31 protein-coding genes, 1 tRNA gene and 1 riboswitch are annotated in these 26322 nt (G+C 46.3%); of the genes, 25 read left to right on the forward strand and 7 right to left on the reverse strand.

Annotation, left to right across the window (positions count from 1 at the left end; genetic code table 11):
- The gene (locus HT574_RS09570; protein WP_175244417.1) at nucleotides 1-2157 is read left to right on the forward strand and encodes a DNA topoisomerase III; all 2157 of its coding nucleotides are present in this window, start codon (nucleotides 1-3) and stop codon (nucleotides 2155-2157) included.
- A 203-nt stretch (nucleotides 2158-2360) separates the two neighbouring features.
- Here HT574_RS09570 and HT574_RS09575 read toward each other — a convergent pair whose 3' ends face one another.
- The gene (locus HT574_RS09575) at nucleotides 2361-2798 is read right to left on the reverse strand and encodes a GNAT family N-acetyltransferase (RefSeq protein ID WP_017434186.1); all 438 of its coding nucleotides are present in this window, start codon (nucleotides 2796-2798) and stop codon (nucleotides 2361-2363) included.
- 160 nt (nucleotides 2799-2958) lie between these two features.
- Between HT574_RS09575 and HT574_RS09580 the strand changes: the two genes are divergently transcribed.
- From HT574_RS09580 to HT574_RS09590, 3 genes are read left to right on the forward strand one after another with little or no spacing between them, the layout of a single operon-like run.
- Nucleotides 2959-3420: a helix-turn-helix transcriptional regulator gene (locus tag HT574_RS09580; protein WP_175244418.1), complete on the forward strand. Its 462-nt coding sequence runs from the start codon at nucleotides 2959-2961 to the stop codon at nucleotides 3418-3420.
- Between the two features lie 45 nt (nucleotides 3421-3465).
- Nucleotides 3466-3669 (forward strand): hypothetical protein, encoded by a 204-nt coding sequence (locus HT574_RS09585; protein WP_175244419.1) that lies wholly within the window; start codon nucleotides 3466-3468, stop codon nucleotides 3667-3669.
- 3 nt (nucleotides 3670-3672) lie between these two features.
- On the forward strand, nucleotides 3673-4032 hold the full coding sequence (locus HT574_RS09590) for a hypothetical protein (RefSeq protein WP_175244420.1): 360 nt from the start codon (nucleotides 3673-3675) through the stop codon (nucleotides 4030-4032).
- On the opposite strand, the gene HT574_RS09595 is transcribed toward HT574_RS09590, so the two are convergent.
- Together HT574_RS09595 and HT574_RS09600 are read right to left on the reverse strand one after the other, a co-directional pair.
- Nucleotides 4013-4513 carry a GNAT family N-acetyltransferase gene (locus tag HT574_RS09595; RefSeq protein ID WP_175244421.1) on the reverse strand — a complete coding sequence of 167 codons (501 nt, stop codon included), beginning with the start codon at nucleotides 4511-4513 and terminating at the stop codon, nucleotides 4013-4015. The genes HT574_RS09590 and HT574_RS09595 overlap by 20 nt on opposite strands.
- 189 nt (nucleotides 4514-4702) lie before the next feature.
- Complete coding sequence (locus HT574_RS09600; protein WP_175244422.1) at nucleotides 4703-5656, reverse strand: glycerophosphodiester phosphodiesterase; 954 nt, start codon at nucleotides 5654-5656, stop codon at nucleotides 4703-4705.
- A 228-nt stretch (nucleotides 5657-5884) separates the two neighbouring features.
- Here HT574_RS09600 and HT574_RS09605 point away from each other — a divergent pair, with 228 nt between their 5' ends.
- The 18 genes from HT574_RS09605 to cobO all read left to right on the forward strand — a co-directional run bounded on the left by HT574_RS09605 (nucleotide 5885) and on the right by cobO (nucleotide 22095).
- Entirely contained in the window at nucleotides 5885-6055 is a 171-nt protein-coding gene (locus HT574_RS09605) for a hypothetical protein (RefSeq protein WP_175244423.1), read from the forward strand.
- 324 nt (nucleotides 6056-6379) lie between these two features.
- A tRNA-Gln gene (locus HT574_RS09610) sits at nucleotides 6380-6451 on the forward strand.
- A gap of 101 nt (nucleotides 6452-6552) precedes the next feature.
- Complete coding sequence (gene rraA / locus HT574_RS09615) at nucleotides 6553-7038, forward strand: ribonuclease E activity regulator RraA (protein ID WP_026078367.1); 486 nt, start codon at nucleotides 6553-6555, stop codon at nucleotides 7036-7038.
- A 59-nt stretch (nucleotides 7039-7097) separates the two neighbouring features.
- Nucleotides 7098-7289, forward strand: a riboswitch (cobalamin riboswitch).
- A gap of 153 nt (nucleotides 7290-7442) precedes the next feature.
- The gene (locus HT574_RS09620) at nucleotides 7443-8141 is read left to right on the forward strand and encodes a HoxN/HupN/NixA family nickel/cobalt transporter (protein WP_309138295.1); all 699 of its coding nucleotides are present in this window, start codon (nucleotides 7443-7445) and stop codon (nucleotides 8139-8141) included.
- A gap of 1 nt (nucleotide 8142) precedes the next feature.
- Nucleotides 8143-9705, forward strand: coding sequence for a precorrin-3B C(17)-methyltransferase (cobJ, locus tag HT574_RS09625; RefSeq protein ID WP_175244425.1), 1563 nt, complete (start codon nucleotides 8143-8145; stop codon nucleotides 9703-9705).
- A gap of 15 nt (nucleotides 9706-9720) precedes the next feature.
- Entirely contained in the window at nucleotides 9721-10551 is an 831-nt protein-coding gene (locus HT574_RS09630) for a sirohydrochlorin chelatase (RefSeq protein WP_175244426.1), read from the forward strand.
- Between the two features lie 12 nt (nucleotides 10552-10563).
- The gene (cobK, locus tag HT574_RS09635; protein WP_175244427.1) at nucleotides 10564-11343 is read left to right on the forward strand and encodes a precorrin-6A reductase; all 780 of its coding nucleotides are present in this window, start codon (nucleotides 10564-10566) and stop codon (nucleotides 11341-11343) included.
- 21 nt (nucleotides 11344-11364) lie between these two features.
- On the forward strand, nucleotides 11365-12012 hold the full coding sequence (locus tag HT574_RS09640; protein ID WP_175244428.1) for a precorrin-8X methylmutase: 648 nt from the start codon (nucleotides 11365-11367) through the stop codon (nucleotides 12010-12012).
- Between the two features lie 5 nt (nucleotides 12013-12017).
- Nucleotides 12018-13115 (forward strand): cobalt-precorrin-5B (C(1))-methyltransferase, encoded by a 1098-nt coding sequence (locus HT574_RS09645; protein WP_175244429.1) that lies wholly within the window; start codon nucleotides 12018-12020, stop codon nucleotides 13113-13115.
- Entirely contained in the window at nucleotides 13102-14307 is a 1206-nt protein-coding gene (gene cbiE, locus HT574_RS09650; RefSeq protein WP_175244430.1) for a precorrin-6y C5,15-methyltransferase (decarboxylating) subunit CbiE, read from the forward strand. The genes HT574_RS09645 and cbiE overlap by 14 nt, the downstream gene beginning before the upstream one ends.
- Nucleotides 14304-15005, forward strand: a complete 702-nt coding sequence (gene cobI / locus HT574_RS09655; RefSeq protein WP_175244431.1) for a precorrin-2 C(20)-methyltransferase — start codon at nucleotides 14304-14306, stop codon at nucleotides 15003-15005. Before cbiE ends, cobI begins: the two co-directional genes overlap by 4 nt.
- Nucleotides 15002-15772, forward strand: coding sequence for a precorrin-4 C(11)-methyltransferase (gene cobM, locus HT574_RS09660; protein ID WP_175244432.1), 771 nt, complete (start codon nucleotides 15002-15004; stop codon nucleotides 15770-15772). Before cobI ends, cobM begins: the two co-directional genes overlap by 4 nt.
- Before the next feature lie 4 nt (nucleotides 15773-15776).
- Nucleotides 15777-16850, forward strand: coding sequence for a cobalt-precorrin 5A hydrolase (locus HT574_RS09665; RefSeq protein WP_175244433.1), 1074 nt, complete (start codon nucleotides 15777-15779; stop codon nucleotides 16848-16850).
- Between the two features lie 13 nt (nucleotides 16851-16863).
- On the forward strand, nucleotides 16864-18228 hold the full coding sequence (locus HT574_RS09670; protein ID WP_175244434.1) for a cobyrinic acid a,c-diamide synthase CobB: 1365 nt from the start codon (nucleotides 16864-16866) through the stop codon (nucleotides 18226-18228).
- Nucleotides 18221-19732, forward strand: coding sequence for a cobyric acid synthase (locus tag HT574_RS09675; protein ID WP_175244435.1), 1512 nt, complete (start codon nucleotides 18221-18223; stop codon nucleotides 19730-19732). Before HT574_RS09670 ends, HT574_RS09675 begins: the two co-directional genes overlap by 8 nt.
- Nucleotides 19732-20787 carry a nicotinate-nucleotide--dimethylbenzimidazole phosphoribosyltransferase gene (gene cobT, locus HT574_RS09680; RefSeq protein ID WP_175244436.1) on the forward strand — a complete coding sequence of 352 codons (1056 nt, stop codon included), beginning with the start codon at nucleotides 19732-19734 and terminating at the stop codon, nucleotides 20785-20787. Before HT574_RS09675 ends, cobT begins: the two co-directional genes overlap by 1 nt.
- Nucleotides 20784-21563: a uroporphyrinogen-III C-methyltransferase gene (gene cobA / locus HT574_RS09685; protein ID WP_175244437.1), complete on the forward strand. Its 780-nt coding sequence runs from the start codon at nucleotides 20784-20786 to the stop codon at nucleotides 21561-21563. Before cobT ends, cobA begins: the two co-directional genes overlap by 4 nt.
- Nucleotides 21550-22095, forward strand: a complete 546-nt coding sequence (gene cobO / locus HT574_RS09690) for a cob(I)yrinic acid a,c-diamide adenosyltransferase (RefSeq protein ID WP_175244576.1) — start codon at nucleotides 21550-21552, stop codon at nucleotides 22093-22095. The genes cobA and cobO overlap by 14 nt, the downstream gene beginning before the upstream one ends.
- A gap of 11 nt (nucleotides 22096-22106) precedes the next feature.
- Here the strand turns inward: cobO and HT574_RS09695 are convergent, their stop codons facing one another.
- Both HT574_RS09695 and HT574_RS09700 read right to left on the reverse strand, forming a co-directional pair.
- Complete coding sequence (locus tag HT574_RS09695) at nucleotides 22107-22259, reverse strand: hypothetical protein (RefSeq protein ID WP_155835552.1); 153 nt, start codon at nucleotides 22257-22259, stop codon at nucleotides 22107-22109.
- Between the two features lie 4 nt (nucleotides 22260-22263).
- Complete coding sequence (locus HT574_RS09700; protein WP_254698634.1) at nucleotides 22264-22440, reverse strand: DUF3892 domain-containing protein; 177 nt, start codon at nucleotides 22438-22440, stop codon at nucleotides 22264-22266.
- Between the two features lie 132 nt (nucleotides 22441-22572).
- Between HT574_RS09700 and HT574_RS09705 the strand changes: the two genes are divergently transcribed.
- Entirely contained in the window at nucleotides 22573-23253 is a 681-nt protein-coding gene (locus HT574_RS09705) for a class I SAM-dependent methyltransferase (protein ID WP_175244438.1), read from the forward strand.
- Nucleotides 23254-23596: 343 nt separating this feature from the next.
- On the opposite strand, the gene HT574_RS20205 is transcribed toward HT574_RS09705, so the two are convergent.
- Complete coding sequence (locus HT574_RS20205; protein ID WP_017434161.1) at nucleotides 23597-23725, reverse strand: hypothetical protein; 129 nt, start codon at nucleotides 23723-23725, stop codon at nucleotides 23597-23599.
- A 661-nt stretch (nucleotides 23726-24386) separates the two neighbouring features.
- Here HT574_RS20205 and HT574_RS09710 point away from each other — a divergent pair.
- Nucleotides 24387-24692, forward strand: a complete 306-nt coding sequence (locus HT574_RS09710; protein WP_309138296.1) for a hypothetical protein — start codon at nucleotides 24387-24389, stop codon at nucleotides 24690-24692.
- Between the two features lie 67 nt (nucleotides 24693-24759).
- Nucleotides 24760-25086, forward strand: coding sequence for a hypothetical protein (locus tag HT574_RS09715; RefSeq protein ID WP_254698636.1), 327 nt, complete (start codon nucleotides 24760-24762; stop codon nucleotides 25084-25086).
- A gap of 281 nt (nucleotides 25087-25367) precedes the next feature.
- Here the strand turns inward: HT574_RS09715 and metA are convergent, their stop codons facing one another.
- On the reverse strand, nucleotides 25368-26276 hold the full coding sequence (gene metA, locus HT574_RS09720) for a homoserine O-acetyltransferase MetA (RefSeq protein WP_081160219.1): 909 nt from the start codon (nucleotides 26274-26276) through the stop codon (nucleotides 25368-25370).
- Nucleotides 26277-26322 lie beyond the last annotated feature (46 nt).

Raw genomic sequence — 26322 nt, forward strand, 5'->3', positions numbered from 1 at the left:
ATGAAAGTGATTATTGCCGAAAAACCAGACCAAGGCGCGACGCTCGCGTCCATTTTTAAAAACAAAAAACAACAAGGCTATATCGAAATTTATCCGAATGAATTGTTTCCAAAAGGAGCGTATATGACGTGGACGATCGGGCATCTTTTCCAGCTCGTGCCGCCTGAACGATATCGTCCGGAATGGAAACAATGGAAGCTCGAGACGCTGCCGATCATTCCGGAGCGTTTTCAATATGAGGTAGAAAAAGCGAAAGCAAAACAGTTTGCGATTGTAAAAGAACTGCTTCGCAAACCGGAAGTGACGGAAATTATCCATGCTGGTGACGCCGGTAGAGAAGGGGAGCTGATTGTCCGTAACATTATTCATATGAGCGGTGTGAAAAAGCCGATGAAGCGGCTTTGGCTTTCGTCATTGACGCCAAAAGCGATTTATGAAGGATTCCACCAGCTGTTAGATGAAGCAGAAACAAGAAATTTATATGAAGAAGCGTACGCTCGCGCGTGTGCCGATTGGCTTGTCGGGATGAACGCCTCGCGCGTTTACAGCATTTTGCTAAAGCAAAAAGGGATGAATGATGTTTTTTCGGTTGGAAGAGTCCAAACGCCAACACTCGCATTCATCGTGAAACGGGAAAAAGAAATTGAACAGTTTCGTCCTGAGCCGTTTTGGGAGGTGGTGGCGACGTTTTCCGTTGATGGCAGGCAGTACGAAGGGAAATGGACAAACGAAGAAGGAGAAACGCGGATCAAGGAGGAGCAGCTGGCGCAAAAAATCGCCCAGTTTTGCCGAAACAAGCCGGCAGAAGTGAATGAAGTAAAGACGGAGCGAAAAACGTTTCTTCCGCCGCTATTATTCAATTTGTCCTCCTTGCAGGCAACGGCGAACAAGGTGTACCAATTTTCCACGAAAAAGACGCTCGATATTTTGCAAAATTTGTATCAAAAAGGTATCGTGTCGTATCCGCGTTCCGATTCGAACTATGTGACCAGGGGAGAGGCGGAAACGTTCCCGGACATTTTGCAAAAGTTACGGGCGTTTCCGGAGTATCAGCCGTTTTTTCCGCTGCCAAACGCGTCAATTTTACATAACAAACGTTATGTCAATGAAAAAAAGGTAACTGACCACTATGCAATCATCCCGACGGAGCAAGTGGTTGATCCGGCGAAGTTATCGGCAGATGAGCGGAAAATTTACGACTTGGTCGTGCGCCGTCTCATTGCCGCGCATTATGAAGCGGCTGTGTTTGACTATACGACCGTCACGACGCTTGTCGATGGACGCGCCCGCTTTATTTCAAAAGGCAAGCAGCAAATTCAGGAAGGATGGCGAAAAGTCATCGGTCAGCGCGAAGAGGATGATGTGACGATTCTTCCTTCGCTCCGTGAAGGCGAACAAGGCGATGTGCTGAACGTTCGTATAAAAGAAGGAAAGACCCAGCCGCCGAAACGGTATACGGAAGGTCAGCTGATTACCCTGATGAAAACAGCGGGGAAATTTTTAGATAACGAGGAGCTGGAAAAAGTGCTTGCCAAAACGGAAGGTCTCGGCACGGAAGCGACGCGCGCGGCCATCATTACGACGCTGAAAGAGCGAAATTATATTGAAGTAAAGAAAAACCAAGTGTATGCGACCGACAAAGCGAAAGTGCTTATCGAAGCGATTGGAGATAAAATTTTGGCTTCTCCGGAAATGACGGCGAAATGGGAACAGCGCTTAAGTGAGATTGGCGAAGGAAAGGCGTCAGCGGCGCATTTTATGGAGCAAGTAAAAAGGCTGTCTGCAAAAATTATTCAAGACGCTGTTGAAATGTCGGAAACATGGGACTTTGCTGGACTTGATATCGAATCCATTCAACGGACAAAATCGAAAGCGACGCTTGGAAAGCCTGTTGGCACCTGCAAGCTATGCGGCGGCACGGTCATTGACAAAGGGACCTTTTACGGCTGCTCCAATTATGCCAAGACGAAGTGCCCGTTTACGATTTCGAAAAAAATTCTCGGCAAAACGATTTCGCAAGCGAATGTGAAAAAGCTTTTGCAGCATGGAAAAACGAACGTCATTAAAGGATTTAAAAAAGGAGGGAAAACGTTCGACGCTGTTTTGGTGTGGGACGACAAGGAGAAAAAGATTTCGTTTTCGTTTGTAAAAAAATAATCTTTCCCCTTATTATGCACCTCCTTCTTTATAGAGAAGGTGCGATCATATGACCAGCTTCTCGTTTGCTTATATTGGAAACGTGAGTCCGGTTTCCAATGCTTAGCATTTTCTTTCAATAAGCAACTGCACTATCAAAAATGAAAAGATTACGGCATGAGTCAGGAATATGACGCTCATGCCGTAGAATTTATACGATTGCCTCATGCCTGCGGGTTGATCTTTTCCATTAGCCGCTCGGGCTGCATTGGCGGCTGAAATCCAAACTGCCGATACAAGCCATGCGCATCTTTTGTCACTAATAAAATGCGTCTTACCGCAGCGATATCAGGATGCTGCAACACACATTCCACGAGCCATTTCCCAAGCCCTTGCCCTCGAAATTCCTCATCAATAAAGACATCGCACAAATAGGCAAAGGTCGCTCCGTCGGTAATGACCCGCGCTAATCCGATTTGCATCTGTTCGTGGAACAAGGAAAAGCATAAGGAATGTTCGAGCGACTTTATAATCGTCGCGCGGTCTCTCGTATTCGCCCAATAGGAGCGGGCGAGAAATTCACAGACGCGGTCGATTTGCACAAGCGCTGGATCGGTGGAAAGCAAGAACGGTCCATTTTTGTATTGTACGATTTGCAGCAAGTTCGTTTCCCCCTTCGTATTTTTTGCCATTATAATTGATAAAACGAGAAAATGGCAATTAGGATATTTACGAATAAAGCCAAAAATTGTACGATTACTTTTGCAAGGGAAATATTAAAGTAACAGTAATTATATTATGTAAACAAAAGAAGGGAGAATAATGGATAAACAAGAAGTAATCGATCTTCTCTCCAGCAAAATGAAGTTAATTCGCGACGAAAAAGGGTATACACAAGATAAGATGGCGGAAGTGCTGGGGATTTCGAAAAAAACGCTCGTGCAAATTGAAAAAGAGCGGATACAGGCAAGCTGGACGCAAGTCGTCGCGTTATGCGCGCTATTCCGTGATAGCGAAATTATCGAATCGGTGCTTGGCGATAGCCCGCTTGAAGTGATTGAAACGATCGCCCATGAAGAAATCGATGTACCGAAAGGAAAGACGCTCGGCGGAAAAGTATGGTGGAGAGAAATTAAGCGGATGGGGCCGTTTCGCCTCCAGCAAAACCTCATCAGCAAGCATTACCGTATTTTAGATGTGCACAATGATCGCTGGTACAGTTCTTTCGATAAGGAGGAAGCGTTAAAGCGGCTGGAGGAACTCGCTAAAGGTGCCGAATTGTAACCAACTGCCCTTTGGCTGCGACTAATGAAGAAAAAGGGTGGTTTAATGAAACGATGCTGGTGGTGGCTGCTTGGTATTGCTGTCCTTTTTTGCCTGTATGGGGGAGCGCGGACATATGCGTGTTCGTGCGTTCCACCTCGTTCTCCGTCGGAAGAGTTTACGAAAAGTGATGCGGTGTTTTCCGGGAAGGTCGTTCGTATTTATGAAACAACGCGGAAAGAACCGGAAATCGGAGAGCGGGTTTCATAACGTGTGGTTATTTTTTCGGTCGATCGCACGTGGAAAGGGGTAAACGAAACACATGTTGTCGTGTACACCGGCTTTAGCGAGGCAGCTTGCGGGTATCCGTTTGAAGCCGGAAAAGAGTATCTCGTTTATGCGTATGACGATACGGATTGGGTCACAGGAATTTGCTCGCTGACAAAACCGTTGTCGCTCTCCAAGCCTGACATCGAAGCGTTTGGAAAAGGAACACCGCCGACGCAGCACGTGGCGGCGGAAGAGTTGAAGGAAGATAGATTAAATCCTTTCTTACCTTATCGTCATTTGCGTGATTGGTTTTGTCGTAATTCTCTATGTTGTCCAAACACGCCTACAGAAATAAGGACATGATGATATCGTCCACATAGGTGCCGTCTTCCAATTTTAGTTGGCGGCGGAGATAGCCTTCTTGTTGAAATCCAAATTTTTTATATACATGAATGGCTCGCTCGTTCGAGGCCATGACGTTCAAGGTGATTTTTTCAATCCCTTCCTTTTTGGCCCACTCGATCATATGCTGAATAAGCTGAGAACCAATGCTTTGATTGCAGTACGCTTCTTGAAGGCTGATGCCGAATGAGACGATGTGACGAAGCCGTTGTTTCTTTCCCCTCTGCGTGTTCAGTAAACCGATGATTTTCCTGTTTTCTTCCGCTACTAAAATCAAGTTTCCTGATTGTTGCTGATCAATAATCCATTGCCGCTGGCGTTCGACTGTCATCATAAATTCATCTGGAGTCGTCAGCATAAATGGACTTGTTTCTAATATCGTTTTTGTATGGAATAAAATCCCTTCCGCATCGTTTGGCGTGGCCGGACGAATGTTCCACATGATGATCCTCCCTATCAACCTTGGATTGTAGAGGAAGATAATTTTACTAATAATACGAAAAAAAAGATATTTTGTCAATGAACAAAAAACGGGTATGCAGAGGTGTAGGACAGCAGCTTTTTGCATACAAAAAAGCAAGCCGCCTATCATCGGCGGCTTGCTTCAATGAACATGGAAAACCGCATCATTTTAGAAGATCGGCACCAGCGATTTTGCGGTGAACTTTTTCTTGTTCAGTTCTACTAATTGATCAGGGTAATCCGTAAACATTCCATCCACTCCTAACGATAATTGTTTTAGCATCTCCTCTTTCGTATTGACAGTGTATGGATAAACAACGAGATGGCGTTTATGTGCCTTTTGCACAAATTCTAGAGTAACGAGCGATTGATCTGGTGCAACTCCTTCAGCATATTCGGTGGCTCGATCCAGTACGTCATCAAGGTTTTGGCCCTTGAGCATGGCAGGGCTATATAGCTGAATGAGCGGAATATCGTGAGGGACTATTTTCTGTAATTTGCGTAAGCTTGCTTCGCTGAACGATTGGAAAATGACTTTACTTTTTTGCAAGTATCTGTTCTTTTTTAAAATGCCGACTAGTTTTTCTTCCATGCCAAGATAAATGTTTGGATCTTTTGTTTCAATGTACAGAGCTGTTTTCGACCTGCATTGCGCAAGCCAATCGATTACTTCTTGGAGAGTAGGAATTTTTTCCTTTCTATACTGCTTGTTAGCATATTGCGGGAACATTTTATTGAACCATGTGCCAGCATCAAGTCGCTTTATTTCCGCCAGCGTAAAATCCCTTACTCTCCAAGGAGCACGATTCGGATAAACTTGTTCTACATTGGTCGTTCTGGCCAGTGTGGCATCGTGAATGGCGACTAACTCTCCGTCTTTCGTCATATGCAAGTCCAGTTCAATGTAGTCGGCTTTCATTTCCAGCGCTTTTTTGTATGCGGATAGCGTATGCTCTGGAGCGTAGCCTGATGCGCCGCGATGGGCGACGACAGTAATATGCTGACTGGCTGGATGACGAGTAGAGGGCTTTTGCTTGACATCATCCGCTGCCCAAAGATTAGAAGCGTATGATGCAAGAAGCACAAGTAAAAGCGGTATCGCCACGATTGTCGCTTTGTTCACGGCTACTTCCCTCCTTTTTACATGGTATTGCATTAATCAAAAAGATAGAGCGATGGTGAATGAAAATGTTGCCATTCTTTGTAGTGCAAAAGTTGTGGATTTTCTGCGCAAATTTTCGTGAATGATACCATGCCGGGAAGCATGTATGGTGGTTGCGACGAATCAACTAGGCGGGCAGCGGTTCTTGAATGGTGACATTATTTTTTGCAAAACATCGAGGGACATACATTGATGATAAGCGAAGTGCAAAACGGCTTTATCTCAAGAAAAGAAACAACAGGACAACAAGGATGTTCGGAAGGAGAAAGGCAAACAAGCAAGACATGGGTGTTATTCTATAGCTTCGGTCTTGTTTGGATTCTGTGCCCTGATCCGGCCGCCATCATTGAGCGCTCCTGACAACAAAGCATTGGCAAGAAAACAAGCCAGTCTCGTTCTCCCCGGCTAACAACAAATTCCTAATAGAAAGAAAAGCAATGCAACAATGCCTTTCATGGCCAAAACATTTTTTCATCCACCTCTCTATTCCTTTTTTAGTGTCATTGCTTGTGTATTATTTGACCACCGAAAGCACGTTGGAGCAGCAGATGTTATTGCATGAACTACGTTCGTGATATGTGGCATATTTTGCATATCGCTGTCCGGCATGTATAAAGAGAAAAAAATGCGGGAAATAATAGGAATGGAAAATCTCTTGCGAAGAAAACGTTAAAAAGTGATCGTTGGGCTATAGCCAAGCGGTAAGGCAACGGACTTTGACTCCGTGATGCGCTGGTTCGAATCCAGCTAGCCCAGTCTCTAACAGACAAGCAATGTCGCTTGTCTGTTTTTTTGTGGAAAAAGAAGGAGTTTCGACAAATATGTCAAATATAAGACGTAGCGAGGAGGGAATGATGGTGAAAACAGCAGATTTATGCGATGAATTTTTAGGTGAATTGCAAGTTTGCCAGCTGCCAATGCAATCATATGGCGGCAAAATGGAATTTTCCGGACCGATTGCGACAGTTGATGTATTGGAGGATAATGTGCTCGTCCGCGAGGCATTAGAAACGGTTCCTGCGGGAACAGTGTTAGTTGTGGACGGAAAAGGCTCACGCAATTGCGCGCTGCTTGGAGATCGTTTGGCGCAAATCGCCTGCGATCGTGGACTTGCGGGCGTGATTATCCATGGCTGCATTCGCGATTCTGCAGAGATCGCCAATATGCCGCTTGGGGTGATGGCGATCGGTACATGCCCCGTGAAAAGCAAAAAAGAAGGAAAAGGAAAGCGGGATGTCGCGCTTGAATTTGGCGGTGTTCTTTGGGAGCCAGGCGCCTATGTATATGCGGATCGCGACGGGATTGTATTGGCAAAAACGGACTTGCTGAAAAAAAGTGATTGACGCCGTTTGAAAATTTATACTACTATGAATAACAGAAATGTTCTATGAAAAATTGATATCATATGCCAAGCAAATAAGGTGCCTTTCTCATCAGAGAACAGGCTTAAAAGGGAAGTACGGTGAAAATCCGTCACGGTACCCGCCACTGTGATGGGGAGCTTTGTTGCATGATGTCACTGAAGGAAACTTCGGGAAGGCGCAGCAAAGCGATGATCCTAAGTCAGGAGACCTGCCTTATTTGTTCGGACGGATACCTACGGGATTATAGGTAGACGTGCGGGAGAATGGCATACTTTTTGGCTATATTTGTATGCATTTTTCTGCACCTCTGCGTATAGAGGTGCTTTTTATTTTGCAAAAAAGAAGCACAAATTGGCAAAGCGAGGGGTGTAACATTGGAATTTGTGACATATGTCATGCTGGCAGTTTTTCTCGGAATTCGTCATGGGATGGATAGTGATCATGTTGCTGCTATTGCTGATATGGTTGGGAGCGAGGCGCACCGTAAAAGGCAAGTATCGCTAGGGATTATGTATGCGTTTGGTCACGGGTCTATAGTGTTTTTTATGGGACTGATCGCTATTTTTCTTGGATTTCATCTTCCTTCTTCGACCATCCGTATTTTAGAGGCGACGGTTGGGTGTACGCTTATTATTCTCGGAGGAATGATGTTATTTTCGCTTTTCTATAAAAATGAGGTTAAAAGCCGAATAAAGGTGTTATACGAATTGATAGATAAAATGACTCGATATTTTCAGAAAAACAAAAAGAAAGAAAGTGCTGTTTCGTTTTTGCGCTTCGGCTGGATCAGCGCGTTTATTATTGGCATTCTTCATGGGATTGGGGTGGAAAGCCCAACGCAGCTGGCTATTTTAGCACATGCAGCCGGGAAAGAAAATATGAGCATGGCGGCGCTACAGCTTAGCTTATTTGTCGTAGGCTTATTGATCGCAACGATTGGAATGACTTTTTGTCTTTCCTGGGGATTTATGAAAGCAAGAATGAGAGAAAAAGTGTTTTTGATTATTGGAACTGTCACTAGTTTTTACAGTTTATGGTTAGGGATATCCATCATTGTCGAAACGTGGAAAGGGGGAGCGTAGTATGAAAGGAAAATTATTAATCGTCGGATTTGGTCCAGGCAGCAAAGAACATATGACAAAGCGGGCGCGGGAAGCAATTGAAGAAAGCGATATTATTATCGGTTATAAAACGTACATTGACCTAGTTGCGGATTTAATTGGCAATAAACAAGTGATTTGCACTGGAATGACGGAAGAAGTAAGCCGTGCGCAAGAGGCGGTGAAATGGGCGGAACGCGGAAAAACGGTTGCCGTCATTTCCAGCGGGGACGCGGGCGTGTATGGAATGGCAGGGCTTGTGTATGAGGTGCTCATCGAAAAAGGCTGGACGCGAGAAAGCGATATCGAAGTGGAAGTCATCCCAGGCATTTCGGCCATTCACTCATGTGCCGCTCTTTTAGGTGCTCCAATTATGCATGATGCGTGCACCATTAGTTTAAGCGATCACCTAACGCCTTGGTCGCTTATTGAAAAACGGATCGAAGCGGCAGCCGCTGCCGATTTTGTCATCGCTCTATATAATCCGAAAAGCGGACGACGCACGCGGCAAATTGTCGAAGCGCAGCGTATTCTTTTGCGTTATCGCTCGCCAAATACTCCGGTTGGATTAGTGAAAAGCGCTTATCGTGCGCGGCAACATATCGTATTGACGGATTTAGAGCATATGCTCGATTACGATATCGGAATGTTAACGACCGTTATTATCGGCAATTCTTCGACGTTTGTATACGACGGACTGATGATCACACCGCGCGGATACCAGCGAAAATATACGTTAAGCGCCGCTGAACAGCCGCTGAAACCACACGAACGGCTTCGCCAAGAAGCGGAGCCGTGGGCGCTTGATCAAACAAAACCAAAACCGGTAAAAGAAATCGCGGAGGAAGCGTTGCAAAAATTGGCGATTGGCCATGATGACATCGCTTCGTTTGCACCGGCGATTTTCGAAATTGCGGTTAGCCCGGGAGTAGCGAACAAACATTTTACGCCAAAACAGATGATGGTACTAGCTGACATCGTCGGTGAAGACGGAACAATGATGTATACCCCGGATCATTATTTGAAGCTGGAAGTGCCTACTTCTAATCCAGACCGTATCATCGCTAGACTGAAAGAAGCGGGACTGACCGTTGCCCCTGTCGGGGATGTACTGACGTTGAAAGTTTGTGATTTTTGCGACGGTGAGAAAAAAGACGCGATTCCATACGCAGAAGAGTTATACGATCAGCTTGCGGGAATGGCGCTTCCGAAAGAATTGAAGCTCGGTGTAAACGGCTGCGGCATGGCGTGTTACGGAGCGGTGCGGGAAGATATCGGAATCGTCTATCGGAAAGGAGCATTCGACTTATTTTTAGGAGGAAAAACGGTTGGAAGAAACGCACATCCTGGACAACTTGTCGCTGAAAGAATTCCGCCTAGTGAAATTGTATCGGTTGTCACCCGCATTATTCAAGAATATAAGGAACGCGCGCACCCGAACGAACGATTTCATAAGTTTTTCCAACGGGTGAAACAAGTTGGCGGATTTGTGTATCAAGAAGCGAAGCAGGCGGCAAAAATCGAAGTGCCTGCCTGCGGAGAATAAGGGGGAAGAAAATGAATGAAAGCAGTATTATTTGTCGGGCACGGCAGCCGCGACCCAGAAGGGAACAACCAAGTTCGGCAGTTTGTCGAACAATTAAAGCCAAGCATCAAAACATCCATACATGTCGAAACGAGTTTTTTAGAATTTGGACTGCCGACAATTCGCGGAGGAATCGATCGTTGCGTTGCCGCCGGAGCTCGCGAAATTATCGTAATTCCGATGATTTTACTGTCAGCGGGACATTCGAAGCTGCATATTCCGGCAGAGATCGATGAAGCGAAGAAGCATTATCCGCATGTGTCGTTCATCTATGGCCGGCCAATTGGCATTCACAAGCAAACATTTTCGATCTTAAAAACGAGATTGCAAGAAATCGGTGAAAATATAGAAAATCCCGACCCGGAAACAGCGGTAGTGCTGCTTGGGCGCGGGGGAAGCGATCCTGATGCGAACAGCGATTTATATAAAATTTCCCGTTTATTTTGGGAACAAACGAACTATTTCCTCGTAGAACCAGCATTTATGGGAGTAACGACACCGTCGTTAGAAGATGGAGTGGAACGTTGCGTGAAGCTAGGGGCGCGGAAAGTGGTGGTTTTGCCGTACTTTTTGTTTACCGGCGTGCTCATCAAGCGTCTTGAAGAAAAAGTAAAACAATTTCGTTTCCAGTATCCCAAAGTCGATTTTGCGTTAACCGGCTACTTTGGGTTTCATCCAAAATTAAAAACGATTGTGCTTGACAGATTAGAAGAGGCGCTTGGCAAGAAGGTTATGATGAACTGCGATATGTGCCAATATCGGCTTCATGCTGCAGAGCATCATCACCATCACCACCATCATCATTAAGGAGGTACTGGCATGATTATCGTATTAGCGGGAACGAGCGATGCCCGAGAACTGGCGCTTTGCATCCAACAGGCGGGCTATGATGTATTGGCGACCGTCGTTACAGAACATGCGGCGGAGCAGCTGCGCGCTTCCGGCTTAACGGTGCATCTCGGGCGGCTGGCGGCGGATCAATTGGCGGAGTTGATCCGCGCAAAGAAAGCGAAGGCGGTGGTGGACGCGAGCCATCCGTTTGCCGAAGAAGCGTCGAAAAACGCGATGCAAGCTGCCGCAGACGCGGGGGTTCCATATATCCGTTACGAACGGCAAGCGGCTCCTGTTGCTTATGAGCGCGTCACGTTTGTTGACAGTTATGAAGAAGCAGTCGAGCTCGCTGCGAAAAAACAAGGCGTCATTATGCTAACGATCGGAAGCAAAACGCTGCACATTTTTGCTGCCAAGCTGCTTGGCCTTCCAAATACACGCGTGATTGCACGCATGCTGCCGCGCAAAGACAATATGGAGAAATGCGAACAACTAAAATTTCCGCAAGAAAATATCGTTGCGATGCAAGGCCCGTTTACGAAAGAACTCGATAAGGCGCTTTTCCGCCATTTTGGCGTTACGTTGCTCATTACGAAAGAAAGCGGAAAAGTTGGATTTGTCGACGAAAAAATCGCCGCCGCACAAGAGCTGGGGATTGAGACGATTGTCATTCGTCGTCCATCGATTCAGTATGGCACGGTGTTTTCCCAGTTTTCCGATGTCGTTAGGGCGTTACAACAAATGGTTCCGTTATCCATTCATTCATGAAAGAAAGAGGGGTTTTTTACAATGGATTTTCGCACGGAATTTCGTCCGGTTACGGTCCAGCCGCAACAAATTGAAGCAAGAAGCTTTCAAATCATTGATGAAGAAATTGGTGAACACCATTTTACGGAGGAACAATATCCGATTGTACAGCGCGTCATTCATGCTTCTGCCGATTTTGAGCTTGGAAAAAGCATGTTATTTCATCCTGATGCCATCCGCGCGGGAATCGAAGCAATACGCAGCGGCAAAACGGTCGTCGCTGATGTGCAAATGGTACAAGTCGGTGTGAATAAAACGCGTATTGAAAAGTTTGGCGGAAAAGTGAAAGTGTATATTTCCGACGAAGATGTCATTGCGGAGGCGAAAAGGCTCAACACGACAAGAGCGATCATCGCGATGCGAAAAGCGGCGAAGGAGGCGGAAGGCGGGATTTTTGCGATCGGCAACGCGCCAACGGCGCTGCTGGAGTTGATTCGTTTGATTAAAGAAGGAGGAGCGCGTCCAGGATTAGTGATCGGCCTGCCGGTCGGATTTGTGTCGGCAGCAGAATCGAAAGCGGAGTTGGCGAAATTAGATATTCCATTTATTACGAATATCGGCCGAAAAGGAGGAAGCACCGTTACAGTAGCGGCGCTAAACGCGCTGTCACTGTTGGCAGAGAGAGGGTAAACAAAATGGAAGCGAAAAAAACGCTACGAGAAGGATATACGACAGGGGCGTGCGCCACAGCAGCAACAAAAGCGGCATTAACGGCCCTTATTACCGGCATTCGGCAAACGGAAGCAACCATTTATTTGCCAGTCGGACGCAAGGTGACGTTTGCAATTGAAGCGTGTGAGATTCACGGTGAGTCGGCGAAAGCAACGGTGATCAAAGACGGCGGGGATGACCCTGATGCGACGCATGGAGCGGCGATTGTATCGACCGTTTCATGGGCGGAGCAGCCCGGCATTCATTTAGATGGCGGAAAAGGGGTAGGGCGTGTCACGAAACCGGGCTTACCGGTGCCGGTTGGCGAAGCGGCAATTAATCCTGTCCCGCGGAAAATGATTCATGAAACCGCGTGCGAAGTATTGGAACAATACGGCATTTCCCGCGGAGTAAACGTCATTATTTCCGTTCCTAACGGAGAAGAAATCGCCAAAAAAACGTTAAACGCGCGCCTTGGCATTATCGGCGGCATTTCGATTTTAGGAACGCGCGGCATTGTCGTTCCTTTTTCGACGTCTGCGTACCGCGCAAGCATCATTCAGGCGATTCAAGTGGCGAAAGCAAACGGATGCGACCATGTTGTGATTACGACGGGGGGACGGAGCGAAAAATTTGCCATGCAACAATATCCTCACCTTCCCGAGGAAGCGTTTATTGAAATGGGGGATTTTGTCGGCTTTACGTTGAAACAGTGCAAAAGACTAGGAATCAAAACCGTTTCCATGGTTGGGATGATGGGGAAATTTTCGAAAGTGGCGCAAGGCGTCATGATGGTCCATTCGAAAGGGGCGCCTGTCGATTTTGCATTTTTAGCGGCGATTGCCGAGCAAGCAGGTGCTTCGCCGGAACTCGTTGCCGCTGTTCGCGAAGCCAATACGGCATCACAAGTTGGCGAGATGATGCAGAAAGCAGAAAATAGGGGTTTTTTTGAAATATTATGCGATCACTGTTGCTTAGCAGCGTTACAGGAAGTTGGAGGAGGGATTACAGTCGAAACATCGCTGTACACAATGGGCGGTCAATTATTAGGAAAGGCGGTACGAAACGATGCAGGCGATTAAACTAATTGGCATTGGCGCCGATGGGAAAGCGAGCCTCCCGCACCTTTATGAACGTTGGATTTATGAAAGTGAGTTATTGGTAGGAGGAGAGCGTCATTTAGCCTTTTTCTCTGATTATCAAGGTGAAACGCTCACGATTCGAGGAAGTCTATCACAGCTTGTTGAGCAGCTTCGCCATGAAACGAAACGCACCGTCATTGTCGCGTCTGGTGATCCGATGTTTTATGGAATTGGCAGCTATTTATCTAGCAAACTGCCGATCGAAGTGTATCCCGCGGTCAGTTCGATTCAGTGGGCATTTGCGAAAATGGGAGAAAAGTGGCAGGACGCCGAATTTATCAGCGTCCACGGCCGCAGCATGAAAGGGCTTGCCCAGCGCATCGACGGATGTGAAAAAGTAGCGATATTAACGGACGAAACGAATTCTCCTAATACTATTGCAAAATATCTGCTTTCGTACGGAATGACCGAATACCGCGCATTTGTCGGAGAAAATCTTGGCGGACAAGATGAACAGTGCCGCTTTTTCGAATTAGAAGAGATGGCAGATGCCGAGTTTTCCCCATTAAATGTGGTTATTTTACAAAAAACAAAAGCGGGACCGACGTGGTCATTAGGAATTGACGATGACGAATTTTTGCAGCGTAAACCAGAGAAAGGACTAATTACGAAAAAAGAAATTCGCGTGTTAAGCATTAGCGCGCTCCGCCTTCATGCTAAAAGTGTCGTTTGGGACATTGGCACATGCACCGGTTCCGTCGCGATTGAAGCGGCGAAAATCGCCCGCGAAGGCGCCGTGTTTGCGATTGAAAAAAATGCCCATGATATCGAAATTTGCAAGGAAAACTTAAAAAAATTCCGCGTTGACATTACGCTTGTACACGGCAAAGCTCCTGAGCATTTAGACGAATTTGCTGATCCGGATGCGATTTTTATCGGGGGAACGTCAGGAGAAATGGGACCGCTGCTTGATGTTTGTTGTCAACGCTTAAAAAGAAACGGCCGCATCGTGGTAAATGCGGTAACGATTGAAACGCTGGCGCAGGCGGTGGAAGGATTAAAGCAGCGCGGCTTTCAAGTAGACGTTACGCTCGCGCAAATCTCAAGAAGCAAGCCGATTTTAGAGCTGACGCGGTTTGATGCGCTTAATCCGATTTATATCATTACGGCAAAGAGGGAGGGAGACGAATGAGCGGAACATTGTATGGCATCGGCGTTGGTCCGGGCGACCCCGAGCTATTGACGGTGAAGGCGTTTCGCCGTCTGAAAGAAGCGCATGTCATTGCCTATCCAAAAAAACAGCGCGGCAGCAAAAGCTATGCTCAGCAAATTGTTGAAGCATATTTTTCTCCGACGGAAAAAGAAATGCTTGGTCTCGTCTTTCCAATGACGAAAAATATGGATGTATTGACAGAAAAATGGAACGAAACGGCGAAAGCGATATGGGAACAACTCAGCGCGGGGAAAGATGTCGCGTTTGTGACGGAAGGAGATCCGCTTTTATATAGCACGTTCATCCATCTAATGAACATCATGAAAGAGAGGTATCCAAATGTTGCGATTGAAATTGTTCCGGGAGTTTCCTCCGTCAACGCGGCGGCGGCGAGACTGCAGATCCCGCTTGCCGACGGGGATGAACAGGTGGCGATTATTCCAGCGTGCGACGACTATGAGGCGATGAAAAGGGCGCTTAGAGACCATGATTGCGTCGTCTTTTTGAAAGTGGCGAAAGTGATGGAAATGATGATCCGTCTTCTTCGCGAACAAAATTTACTGCAAAAAGCCGCTGTGGTGACAAAAGTGACATCAAAGGAAGAAATCATTTGGAATATCGAACAGCTTGAAGGAGTAGAGTTGGAATATTTAACGTTATTGGTGGTGAGAAAGTGAAACTGCATATTATTGGCGCGGGCCCGGGGGCTCCGGATTTGATTACGGTGAAAGGTGCGCAGCTGCTCCAAGAAGCGGATGCAATTTTTTACACCGATTCGCTTGTCAATGACGAACTGATCGAGCGCTATCGAAAGCCAGAAGCGGAAGTATTTCATACGGCAGGAATGCATTTAGAGCAAATGGTTGAAGCGATGTTAGAACAGCTTAGGCAAGGAAAAAAAGTTGTGCGCATTCATACGGGAGATCCATCCGTTTACGGAGCGACGCTTGAACAAATCGCGCTATTCAAAAAGCAAGGGGTGGAAGTTGAAATCGTCCCGGGCGTCAGCTCGGTATTTGCGGCGGCAGCGGCTGTTCAAGCGGAGCTGACCGTTCCGGATTTAACGCAGACGGTCATTTTAACGCGAGCAGAAGGACGGACACCGGTTCCAAATCGGGAAAAACTGGAAGATTTGGCAAAACATCATTGCACATTAGCGTTATTTTTAAGCGCTACATTAACAAAAAAAGTAACAAATGCACTAAGGGATGCGGGATGGAGCGATGATACCCCCATCGTGATTGTGTATAAAGCGACATGGCCAGATCAAAAAATTGTTCGTTCGACGGTCGGCACGCTGGACGAGGATATGCGCACAAACGGCATCCGTAAACACGCGCTCATTTTAGCGGGATGGGCGCTAGAACCGGAAATTATCGAGCGCGACTATCGTTCGAAGCTGTATGATAAAACGTTCACACATGGATATCGACAGGGGGTGTGAGGAGTTGTATGCAATTGTTGCGATTACGAAGCATGGTGTTGATATTGCCCGCCGCGTCGGCGAGGAGCTTCCGAACGCTCATGTGTATTATACGAATAAGCTTGCGAGAGGAGATGAAGACGAAAAAGGCATTCGCTTGTTTGAAGGGAACGTACGGTTATTATTGCCGTCGCTTTTTCAAACATACCGCGGGCTTATTCTCATTATTTCGCTTGGCGCGGTCGTGCGGATGATTGCACCGCTGTTAAAAGATAAAAAAACCGATCCGGCGGTTGTCGTTATTGATGATAAAGGGGAACATGTCATTAGTGTTCTTTCCGGACATCTTGGCGGAGCGAACGAACTGACGCGGCAAGTCGCGGAGATTTTACATGCCCATCCCGTCATTACGACTGCGTCTGACGTACAAAAAACGATTGCCGTTGATTTATTTGGCCGTTCCTTCGGCTGGGAGTGGGAATCCGACGAAAAGCTGACGTCTGTCAGCGCCGCCGTCGTCAATGAACAGCGCGTTGCTATTGTGCAGGAATCAGGAGAGAAAAATTGGTGGAACTATGATACTCCGCTGCCAAACAATATCCTTGTTTATGATTCGATTGAGGAAGCGCTAGCGGCAAAACCGGATGCCGCGCTTGTCGTTACCCATCGTTTATTAACGAAAGAGGAAGAAGCGATTTTACAAAACGGTGTTTTGTACCGCCCAAAAGTGATCGTGCTCGGCATTGGTTGCAACCGCGGCACAGCGGCGGAAGAAATTGAATCCGCCATTCGCGATACATTAGACAAGCTGCGCTTTTCAATGAAAAGCGTGAAAGCGGTATGTACGATCGAATTAAAAAAAGACGAGCCAGGGCTGCTTGAAGTTGTGCGAAAATATGGATGGGAGTTCGTCTATTATACCCCTGAACAACTGAATCAAGTAAACATCGAACAGCCTTCTAAAACCGTGTACCGCTATACAGGCGCTTACGGTGTGAGCGAGCCGGCAGCGAAGCTTTATAGCGGTGCAGAGAAATTGGAATTAGTGAAGAAAAAAGCAGGTAATGTCACGATTTCTGTGGCACTTTTACACCATTAAGGGGGAAAACAGCATGCGAAGAATCGTAATCGCCGGGACGGGAAGCGGCGTTGGCAAGACGACCATAACGATTGGATTGATGGCGGCGTTAAAACAAAAAGGCTACATTGTACAAGGGTTTAAATGCGGCCCAGATTATATTGACCCAACCTATCATACTGCTGTCACGGGCCGACCGTCGCGCAATTTGGACAGCTGGATGGTTGGGCACGAAGCGGTTCAAGCGATTTGCGCAAAAGGCTGTGAAGGGGCGGACATCGCCATTATTGAAGGAGTCATGGGGATGTTTGACGGGAAACGGCCGACGACAAACGAAGGAACGACGGCGGAAATTAGTGTATTAACGAATAGTCCGGTGCTATTGGTCATCGACTGTGCCGGCATGGCCCGGAGCGCGGCAGCGGTTGTCCGCGGTTTTCAAATGTTTGATGAACGCGTGCGCATTGCGGGAGTAATTGCCAACCGCGTCGGTAGCGAAGGGCATTTTCGTCTTGTGAAAACGGCAATTGAACAAGAATGCGGCATTCCCGTGGTCGGATTTTTAACCAAAGATGATGCGCTTCACATTCCTGAACGTCATTTAGGGCTCATTCCATCGATTGAGCGCGGGGAATTAGATCATTTTTTTGCGGAATTAGGCGAGCGCGTTGCCAAGACGGTGGATCTTAACGCGTTGCTCAAGCTGGCGGAAGCCCCGACATTAAACGTTCCTCGATCGTATTTCGATGTAAACAAATCGTATGATGTACGGATTGCGGTCGCAAAAGACGTGGCGTTTCATTTCTACTATCCGGAAAATTTAGAGATGTTACAAACGTATGGCGCCGAGTTAGTCTTTTTCTCCCCGCTTGCCGGCGAGCCGCTGCCAGATGGGGTACATGGGTTATATATCGGCGGCGGGTTTCCCGAAGAGTTCGCAAAACAGCTGTCCGAACAACAAAATGTCAAACAGTCGATCAAAATCGCGGTCGAAAGTGGGCTTCCGACATTGGCAGAATGCGGGGGATTTATGTTTTTAACCGAAGGCATTGAAACGACAGAAGGCCAGTATTATGACATGGTTGGCGTCATTCCGGGACGGATTGTCATGCATCCGAAGCTCGTCGCGCTTGGATATCGTGAGGTGAAAGGAGAACCGGGAAACTTTTTGCTTCCGGAAGGATTGAGAGCGCGGGGACATGAGTTTCATTATTCCACGTACGAAGCGCGCGGCGAGATTCCGTTTGCCTATGAAACAATGGGACTGCGCGGTACGAAAAAAGATGGCTATCAGCATCAAAACTTAATTGCAGGCTATGTCCATTTTCATTTTGCTTCTTGTCCGTCAATGGTTGAAAATTGGCTAACAAAATGCGAGAAGGTGAAAGAACGTGGTTAAAGCGTTGCCGATCATGTTTCAAGGCACCCATTCCGATGCGGGAAAAAGCATTATTGCTACGGCGTTTTGCCGTATTTTCGCGCAAAGCGGCTGGAAAACGGCGCCGTTTAAATCGCAAAACATGTCTCTTAACTCGTACGTGACGGTCGATGGGAAAGAAATCGGGCGGGCGCAAGGGATACAGGCGGAAGCGGCTGGCGTTGCCGCAACAACGGATATGAATCCGATTTTAATTAAACCGAGCCGCGAGCATGAATCGCAAATTGTCGTGCACGGAAAGCCGTATAAAAATATGCAGGCGTTCGCGTACCGCACCGAATTTTTTGAAAAAGGGTTAGCCATTATTCGAGAGTCGCTCGACGCATTAATGAATGAATATGACCGGCTCGTCATCGAAGGAGCGGGGAGTCCGGCAGAAATTAATTTAAACGACCGCGAACTTGTCAATATGCGTGTTGCCCGCATGGCGAACGCTCCGGTCGTGCTGATTGGCGATATTGAACGGGGCGGAGTGTTTGCCAGTTTAGTAGGGACGTTACAGCTGCTTGACAAAGAAGATCGCAAACGGATTATCGGCGTGATCATTAATAAGTTTCGCGGTGACTTGGCACTATTGAAGCCGGGTCTTGATTGGTTTGAACAATATACCGGCGTTCCCGTGTTAGGCGTCGTTCCATATTTAGAAGATTTACATATTGACGCGGAAGACTCTGTTCGTTTAGAACAAATGTCCACAAACGTCAATCCGGATAAAGACATTGATATTGCCGTTATTCGATATCCGAAAATAGCTAATTTCACAGATGTGGACCCATTTTTGGCTGAGCCGGACTGTCATGTTCGCTTTGTAACGACGGCATCTCAACTTGGGAAGCCAGATTTGCTTATTTTGCCGGGCAGCAAAAACACCATTGAAGACTTGCTATATATGAAGAAAAACAGGATTGCGGAACAAATTGCACAGCTCAACAAACATCACCATGTGACGATTGTCGGAATATGCGGCGGTTATCAAATGTTAGGGGTTCGTATCCGTGATCCATTTGGTGTTGAAACACCGCTTCGGGAAATTGACGGATTGAATCTCCTTCCGATTGAAACGACGCTTGAGCGCGAAAAAACGACGATTCTATCGGAAGGAATCGTAACATTTGCCGGCGAGCGCCTTTTTGTGAAAGGATACGAGATTCATATGGGGCGTTCGCAGCCGCTTGACGGAACTATTCCGTTTATTCATGTGCAAGGGCGTGCGGAAGGCGCTAAAAGCAAAGATGAACGGGTGATGGGGACCTATTTTCACGATCTTTTTCATAACGATGCGTTCCGTGAGGCGTTATTGAACAAAATTCGCGGCGAGAAAGGATTAGCGCCTATTTACGGACGTCAGTCGTTCCGGACTATAAAAGAACAAGCTTTTGACCGCCTTGCCGATCATGTAAAGCGGCATGTCCGTATCGAAGAAATCGAAGAAAAAATGCATGCGTTTCAAAAGGGTGATGTGTAATGTTATTTTCGATTCCAAAGATTGATAAAGAAATAGGAAAAGAGGTACGCGCTTACGTCGACCAATTGACAAAACCGGTTGGCAGCCTTGGCCGTTTAGAGAAATTAGCGATTGAATTGGCAGAAATGACAGGGAGCAAATTCCCCGATGTTTCCCCGCCTGGCGTGCTTGTGTTTGCTGCTGATCACGGTGTTGCGAAAGAAGGAGTGTCAGCGTTTCCGCCGGAAGTAACGGCACAAATGGTATGGAATTTTGTTCAAGGCGGCGCGGCGATTAACGTATTCAGCCGGCAAATTGGCGCCATATTTGCCATTGTTGATGTCGGGATCGCTGCACCAATTGAACATAAAGCGGTAATTTCGAAAAAAGTGCGGTACGGAACAAACAATTTTTGCGAAATGGAAGCGATGAGCAGGGCGGAAGCGGAACAAGCGCTAATGGTTGGTTACGAACAAGCAAAGGAAATCATCGGCAAGGGGGCTCGTACTCTCATTGTCGGCGAAATGGGCATCGGCAATACGACGACCGCGAGTGCGATTTTAACGGTGGTGAGCGGCAAGCCAATGGAACAACTCGTCGGGAGGGGAACAGGCATTTCGGAAAAGAAGATGGTGCATAAAGTCCATGTCATTCGCCGTGCGTTGTCACTTCATAAGCCTGATCCATCGAAACCGATTGAATTATTAGCCAAAATCGGTGGCTTGGAAATCGCTGCGATGGCAGGAGCAATGTTAGCGGCAGCGGAGCGGCGCGTTCCGATTTTATTGGACGGATTTATCTGTACGGTTGCTGCACTTGTAGCTAAGCTTTTCGCTCCGGATGTTGCCAATTATATGATTGCTGGTCATCGTTCTCAAGAAATTGGTCATCAAATTGCTCTTGAATTATTAGGGAAAGAGCCGCTCATCGATTTAAGCATGCGCCTTGGCGAAGGCAGCGGCGCGGCTGTGGCATTTCCGCTGTTGACATTTGCGGCAGCGATGATAAAAGAAATGGCGACATTTGCTTCTGCCCATATTTCAAATTCTGTAGAAGGAGCAGGAAAACAATCATGACAAATGGAAAAGTATATATCGTCGGTGCCGGTCCCGGCGATGAAAAGCTGATTACCGTCTATGGATTGGAATGTATTCAACAAGCTGATGTCGTTATTTATGACCGGTTGATTAATAAAAATTTATTAAAATATGCCAAAAACGATGCGGAGCTCATTTACTGCGGAAAAGAGCCGGGAAGGCACGCGCTCATTCAAGAGCGGATTCATGAACTGTTAGTCGAAAAAGCACAACAAGGAAAAATTGTCACTCGTCTAAAAGGAGGCGATCCTTGCGTTTTTGGACGGGCCGGGGAAGAAGCAGAGATACTTGCGCATCATGGCATTCCATTTGTAATCGTTCCAGGCGTGACGGCGGGAATTGCAGCTGCCGCTTATGCCGGCATACCGGTTACACATCGGGAATATGCTGCTTCGTTTACCATTGTTACTGGCCACGGCCGTCAAGAAAAGGGAGATGACCGTCTTCATTGGGAAGGATTAGCGAAAGGAAGCGACACGATTGCCTTTTATATGGGTGTCGGCAATTTGCCGTATATTTGCCAAAAGCTAATCGAACATGGAAAACCGTCGAATACTCCTGTGGCGGTGATCGAATGGGGAACGACGGAACGACAACGCACGGCTGTCGGTACGTTGCAGACGATTGCCGATGTCGTCAAGAAAGTTGGTCTTTCCCATCCAGCGATTATTCTTGTCGGAGAGGTCGTTCGGCTCCGTGAAACGATTCAATGGTTTGCTGAGATGAACCGAGGTGAGACGGTTGCCACCACATAAAAAGCAAGGGCGCATCATCATTTATACGGGGGATGGAAAAGGAAAAACGACCGCCGCTCTCGGATTGGCGATACGAGCGGCAGGAAGGAGGAAAAAAGTCGCCGTCATTCAGTTTATTAAGTCACCGGAACGCATGTATGGCGAATATCTTATATTTCAAAAACTTGGAATCGAAATGTATCAAATGGGTGCCGGGTTTACGTGGACGAAAACGCCGGAAGTACACCGGCAGGCATTGAAAGCGGCATGGGGATTTACGGAAGAAAAAGTATTATCAGGTATGTACGACTTAATTATTTTAGATGAACTGAATAATGCGCTTGCGATCGACCGGTTTCCGGTTGATGATATCGTTTCCGTTCAAGACGTACTTCGATTAATAGAAAAGCGTCCACCTGATCTTCATTTAGTTATTACCGGCCGTTCGGCGAAGCGGGAATTAATCGAGATCGCCGACATTGTTACGGAGATGAAACTGATCAAACACGATTATGAGCAAGGCGTTACGGCGATGAAAGGGATTGAGCTGTAGCTCATCCCTTTTTACTCATATAGGTCGGTTTTGTCGTTTTGCGATTTGTTTTGTTTTCTACCTTTGCTGTTGTCCCCGGAAACAGGGCCATTAAGCAAGGACATAGCATCTTGCGTCGGAGCGTTTTGATTTTTGCTTCCTTTGTTCGGCTGTTTTGTCATCATTGCTTCATCCTTTCTTTTTTAGGAAATTTAGAATATGACCGAGATTGTTGAACGCATCTCCATCCGGATTTGATCGTTCGCCATTCCGTTCGTTTGCGATATGGAAGCCACTAATCACGCCGCTTTCCGCTTCCATCAGTGCTTTTCGGTATGCCAGAACCCGTCCTGTCGATGTTTTCAAGCTAATAAGTCACCTTGGTGATTTTTGCCCGTCGACAGACGTTTCTTGCTCGTTCATTGTCATTTACTCTTTCTTTTCCCGTTGTTATTTTTAGTGAAAAGGGAACATTTTATGTAAAAAGAGGTGATATTCGTGACAACATTTGATTGGCATAAAGAAGCAGAAAGGCAGTGGGATGAAAGAGCTGAGTTTTGGCACCAAAGCAGCGAGGAGATGTGGGAGAGGGGCAGCCGAAAAACGATCATCCCTTTTATTGCTTCTTACATTCCGAAAGGAAGCAACATCGTCGATTTAGGCTGCGGCGACGGCTACGGCGCATGGAAGCTGGCTAAGGAGGGATATGAGGTAACCGGCGTCGATTTATCAGCGGAAATGATCGAAAAAGCAAAAGAACGAGGCGAAAGCGAACGGATTCGCTTTGTGCAGGGCGATTTAACGAGGCTGCCGTTTGCCGATGAAACGTTTGCCGCGGCGATGGCTGTTAATTCCCTCGAATGGACGGAGCGGCCGCTTGTGGCTCTCCAAGAAGCAAAACGGGTGGTAAAGCGAGGCGGCTATTTTTGCGCCGGCATTCTCGGACCAACCGCTGCGCCGCGCGTCAACAGCTATCCGCGTTTATACGGGAAACCAGTCATCTGCAATACGATGATGCCGTGGGAATTCGAGCAGTTAGCCAAAGAAAATGGGTGGGAGATCATCGACGGACAAGGGGTGTACAAACGGGAGGTGGACGAAAGCCTCATCGGCCCGTTGCCGACCGAGCTGAAGCAAGCGTTGACGTTTATGTGGGTTTTTATGCTGCGGAAGAAATAAAGATGTGCGCAATCGCTGTCTTTGCGCATAAGATAAAAACAATAAAGAGAGCTGCTTATTTGCCAAACAGCTCCCTCGCTTTTCTTTTGTCCCTCTATATTGTTTAGTAACCGTAGCCGCTAAATGCAGTGCCGACAATAATCAACAAAAAAACAATACAACAATCAACGCAAAGACGTTTCTGTTTCCCGGTGTAGCTTATTCTTCCGCACCTCCTCTATCAAGCTACCGTATCGTATGAAAAATGGCGAAAGGGAACTAGACCATTGTAAGAAGCGAAAAAAATAAGAAAAATACCTTGCAGACGGAAAAGCAAAAAACCTTGGCATTTCGCCAAGGCTTTTTAGCTTGCGGTATATTTTTCTTCCCATTTTTGCCGCCATTTATTGCGGCGTTCCGTGCGAGCCCCTTTATACAAATGTTTGTATTTGCGCCAGTGTATTTTCCATTGCTTTCTCCGTTCTGCTCTCACGTGCCACTCATCCCTTTCTAGCTGCATCTTATTTCTATATTGTTTAACTTCGTTTTAGAGGTTGTCGAATCCTTTGACTAGTTTTGTCGAGGGGGAGGAAGTTTCCGCAAACAATCGCGAATAAGGATAATCGTTTTTCGCCATTTTGTCAAGAAACGTGCAATTATTCTTTGTTTTTAGTATGGAAAATAACAAACAAATATAACGGTTTTTACTGAAATAAAGGGAATGGGGAAGAAAAATGTTAATGAGTGTTTGGAATTGTTACCCATCGAATATTGCGTGTAACTGAACATGGAAAAGGGGAGCGGGACGCTCCCTTTTTTTGCGTTGCCGGCAACGTTTTATAAAGCACCGGATGTTGTGGAATGGGTGTTTTGATAGGCAAGATGGTGTATTGCGAAGTGTTAAAATTCAAACATGCGCATATTTGAAGGCGTTAGAATCGTGAACGGGTGACATGGCAGAATAAAACGCAGTAATTTTGTAGTAAATCAGCAGTAAAATCGCATGAGTGGACAAAACATAGTTGATATTCTCATTTTACTTTGCGTTAGTTGTCAAGCGGAGGAATACAAAGGAGAACATGCTTATTATATAATGTCGAAGGGTGATTGGAAATGGCGGTAGCAACGAAGCTTAAAAAGATGCGTTCCAACATATCGAAGCAGAATTGGATTGCTATCACGATACGTTGAAAGAGATACAAATGATTCGAAATAGTATCATGTTTTGTCGAGAGGGAGTCGATGAAAACATAGGTGGCGGCCGCGATTCTCTTCTAGGGAAGCCGACGGAATCCATCGCTGTACGATTGGCGGCACATAAGCGGTTAACACCGTTGGAGGAAAGGGCAAACGCCATCGAACGAACGGGTAAATACACATTTGCCAAAAATGCATCAAAGGTTGATTCCATTATGGGATTGGACAAGACCAAGACGGCATACATGGGATGGACTAGCTGACAAATTGCCAAGCCATGCGGTGGCGGGATGAAATTATTTATGCGATTGCGGGGGGATTGGGATGCAGATGAGTTCAGTATTTATGAAAGAGTTAGCTGATATACTCTTCAAATACAATTTAGCTTGCATAAAGTCGGATAACGGTATTATAGGTTATAAAGATGGTGAATTCAAAATGTTGAATAATACGTTTGTTAGTGCGAAACCAAAAGGAATTGAGATGAGCGGTTACAGTTTGGATGTATATGGAGTCAAGAATAAAAGAGAACTTCTAATGAAAATAGTAGAAGATATAAAAGATTGTTTTGATAGAAACTGGGTAGGTGCCATTGAGGGGAATTATTTTATTGGTTTTGATGATGGCAACAAATTCAAAATAAGTATTATTAAATAATTGTCATTTCATGTCACTTCAGGCATAAAATTGTAATGTGGATATTTATTTGAAGCAGATCTTTGAAATCGTAAGCTGAAATGAGGCTGGCTCAAAAGGCCGCTGAATCGACCTTTTGAAGCCAGCCTCTTTTGTTTGGAGGTGATGAGGGCGGGCACGACCGTATGTTGACCACGTACTTATCACGACCACACCCGACAAACCAATATGGCCATGACACAAAAGTGTTGATTTGATGTGATTTTTCCGGCCACCAACGACTACGAAATCTCTAAAAATACTTATTCCCATTCATACGGTGTTTCCTGATAGACATAATAGTTCAGCCAGTTGACAAACAATAAATTGGCATGCGAGCGCCAAGTGTTGAGCGGCTGTTTCGTCGGATCATCGTCTGGAAAATACGATTCCGGAATGTGAATCGGCAAGCCTTTGGCCAAATCGCGTTCATATTCCTCTTTTAATGTCGTGGCGTCGTATTCTGGGTGGCCGGTTAAAAAGATTTGCTTTCCGTTATTGGATGCGACTAAACATACGCCGGCTTTTTCGGCAACGGATAAAATCGTCAGCTCCGGCACTTTTTCAATATCTTCGCGTTTAACGTCGGTATGGCGCGAATGCGGCATGCGGAAGACATCGTCAAACCCGCGCAATAGTTTGACATTTTTCTTTTCCAGCGAATGTTTGAAAACGCCAAAACATTTTTGCGGCAGCCGGTATTTTGGAATGCCGTAATGATAATAAAGGCCGGCCTGCGCTCCCCAGCAAATATGTAAAGTGGAAGTAACGTTTGTTTTCGTCCATTCCATAATTTCCGTTAGCTCTTTCCAGTATGTGACTTCTTCAAACGGCATTTGTTCGACCGGAGCGCCGGTAATGATCATTCCGTCAAACTTGCGGTGGCGGATATGCGGAAAGATCGTATAAAACTGCTCCAAGTGATGTTTGCTTGTCGTTTTCGGCTCATGGGTAGCTGGGCGCAAAAAAGTGACGTTCACTTGCAGCGGCGAATTGCCAAGAAGGCGCAATAACTGTGTTTCCGCTTTTTCTTTCTCCGGCATTAAATTTAAAATCACTATATTTAACGGACGAATGTCTTGCGAATAGGCCCGCTCCTCATCCATGACGAAAATGTTTTCTTGTTCGAGTATTTCTTTGGCTGGCAAATCTTTTGGAATGTTGATTGGCAACAGTCTCACCCTCCATTCTTTCAATGTTTTAAATAACTTAATTATA

The sequence above is a fragment of the Parageobacillus sp. VR-IP genome (assembly GCF_013357975.1).
Lineage (GTDB): Bacteria > Bacillota > Bacilli > Bacillales > Anoxybacillaceae > Saccharococcus > Saccharococcus caldoxylosilyticus.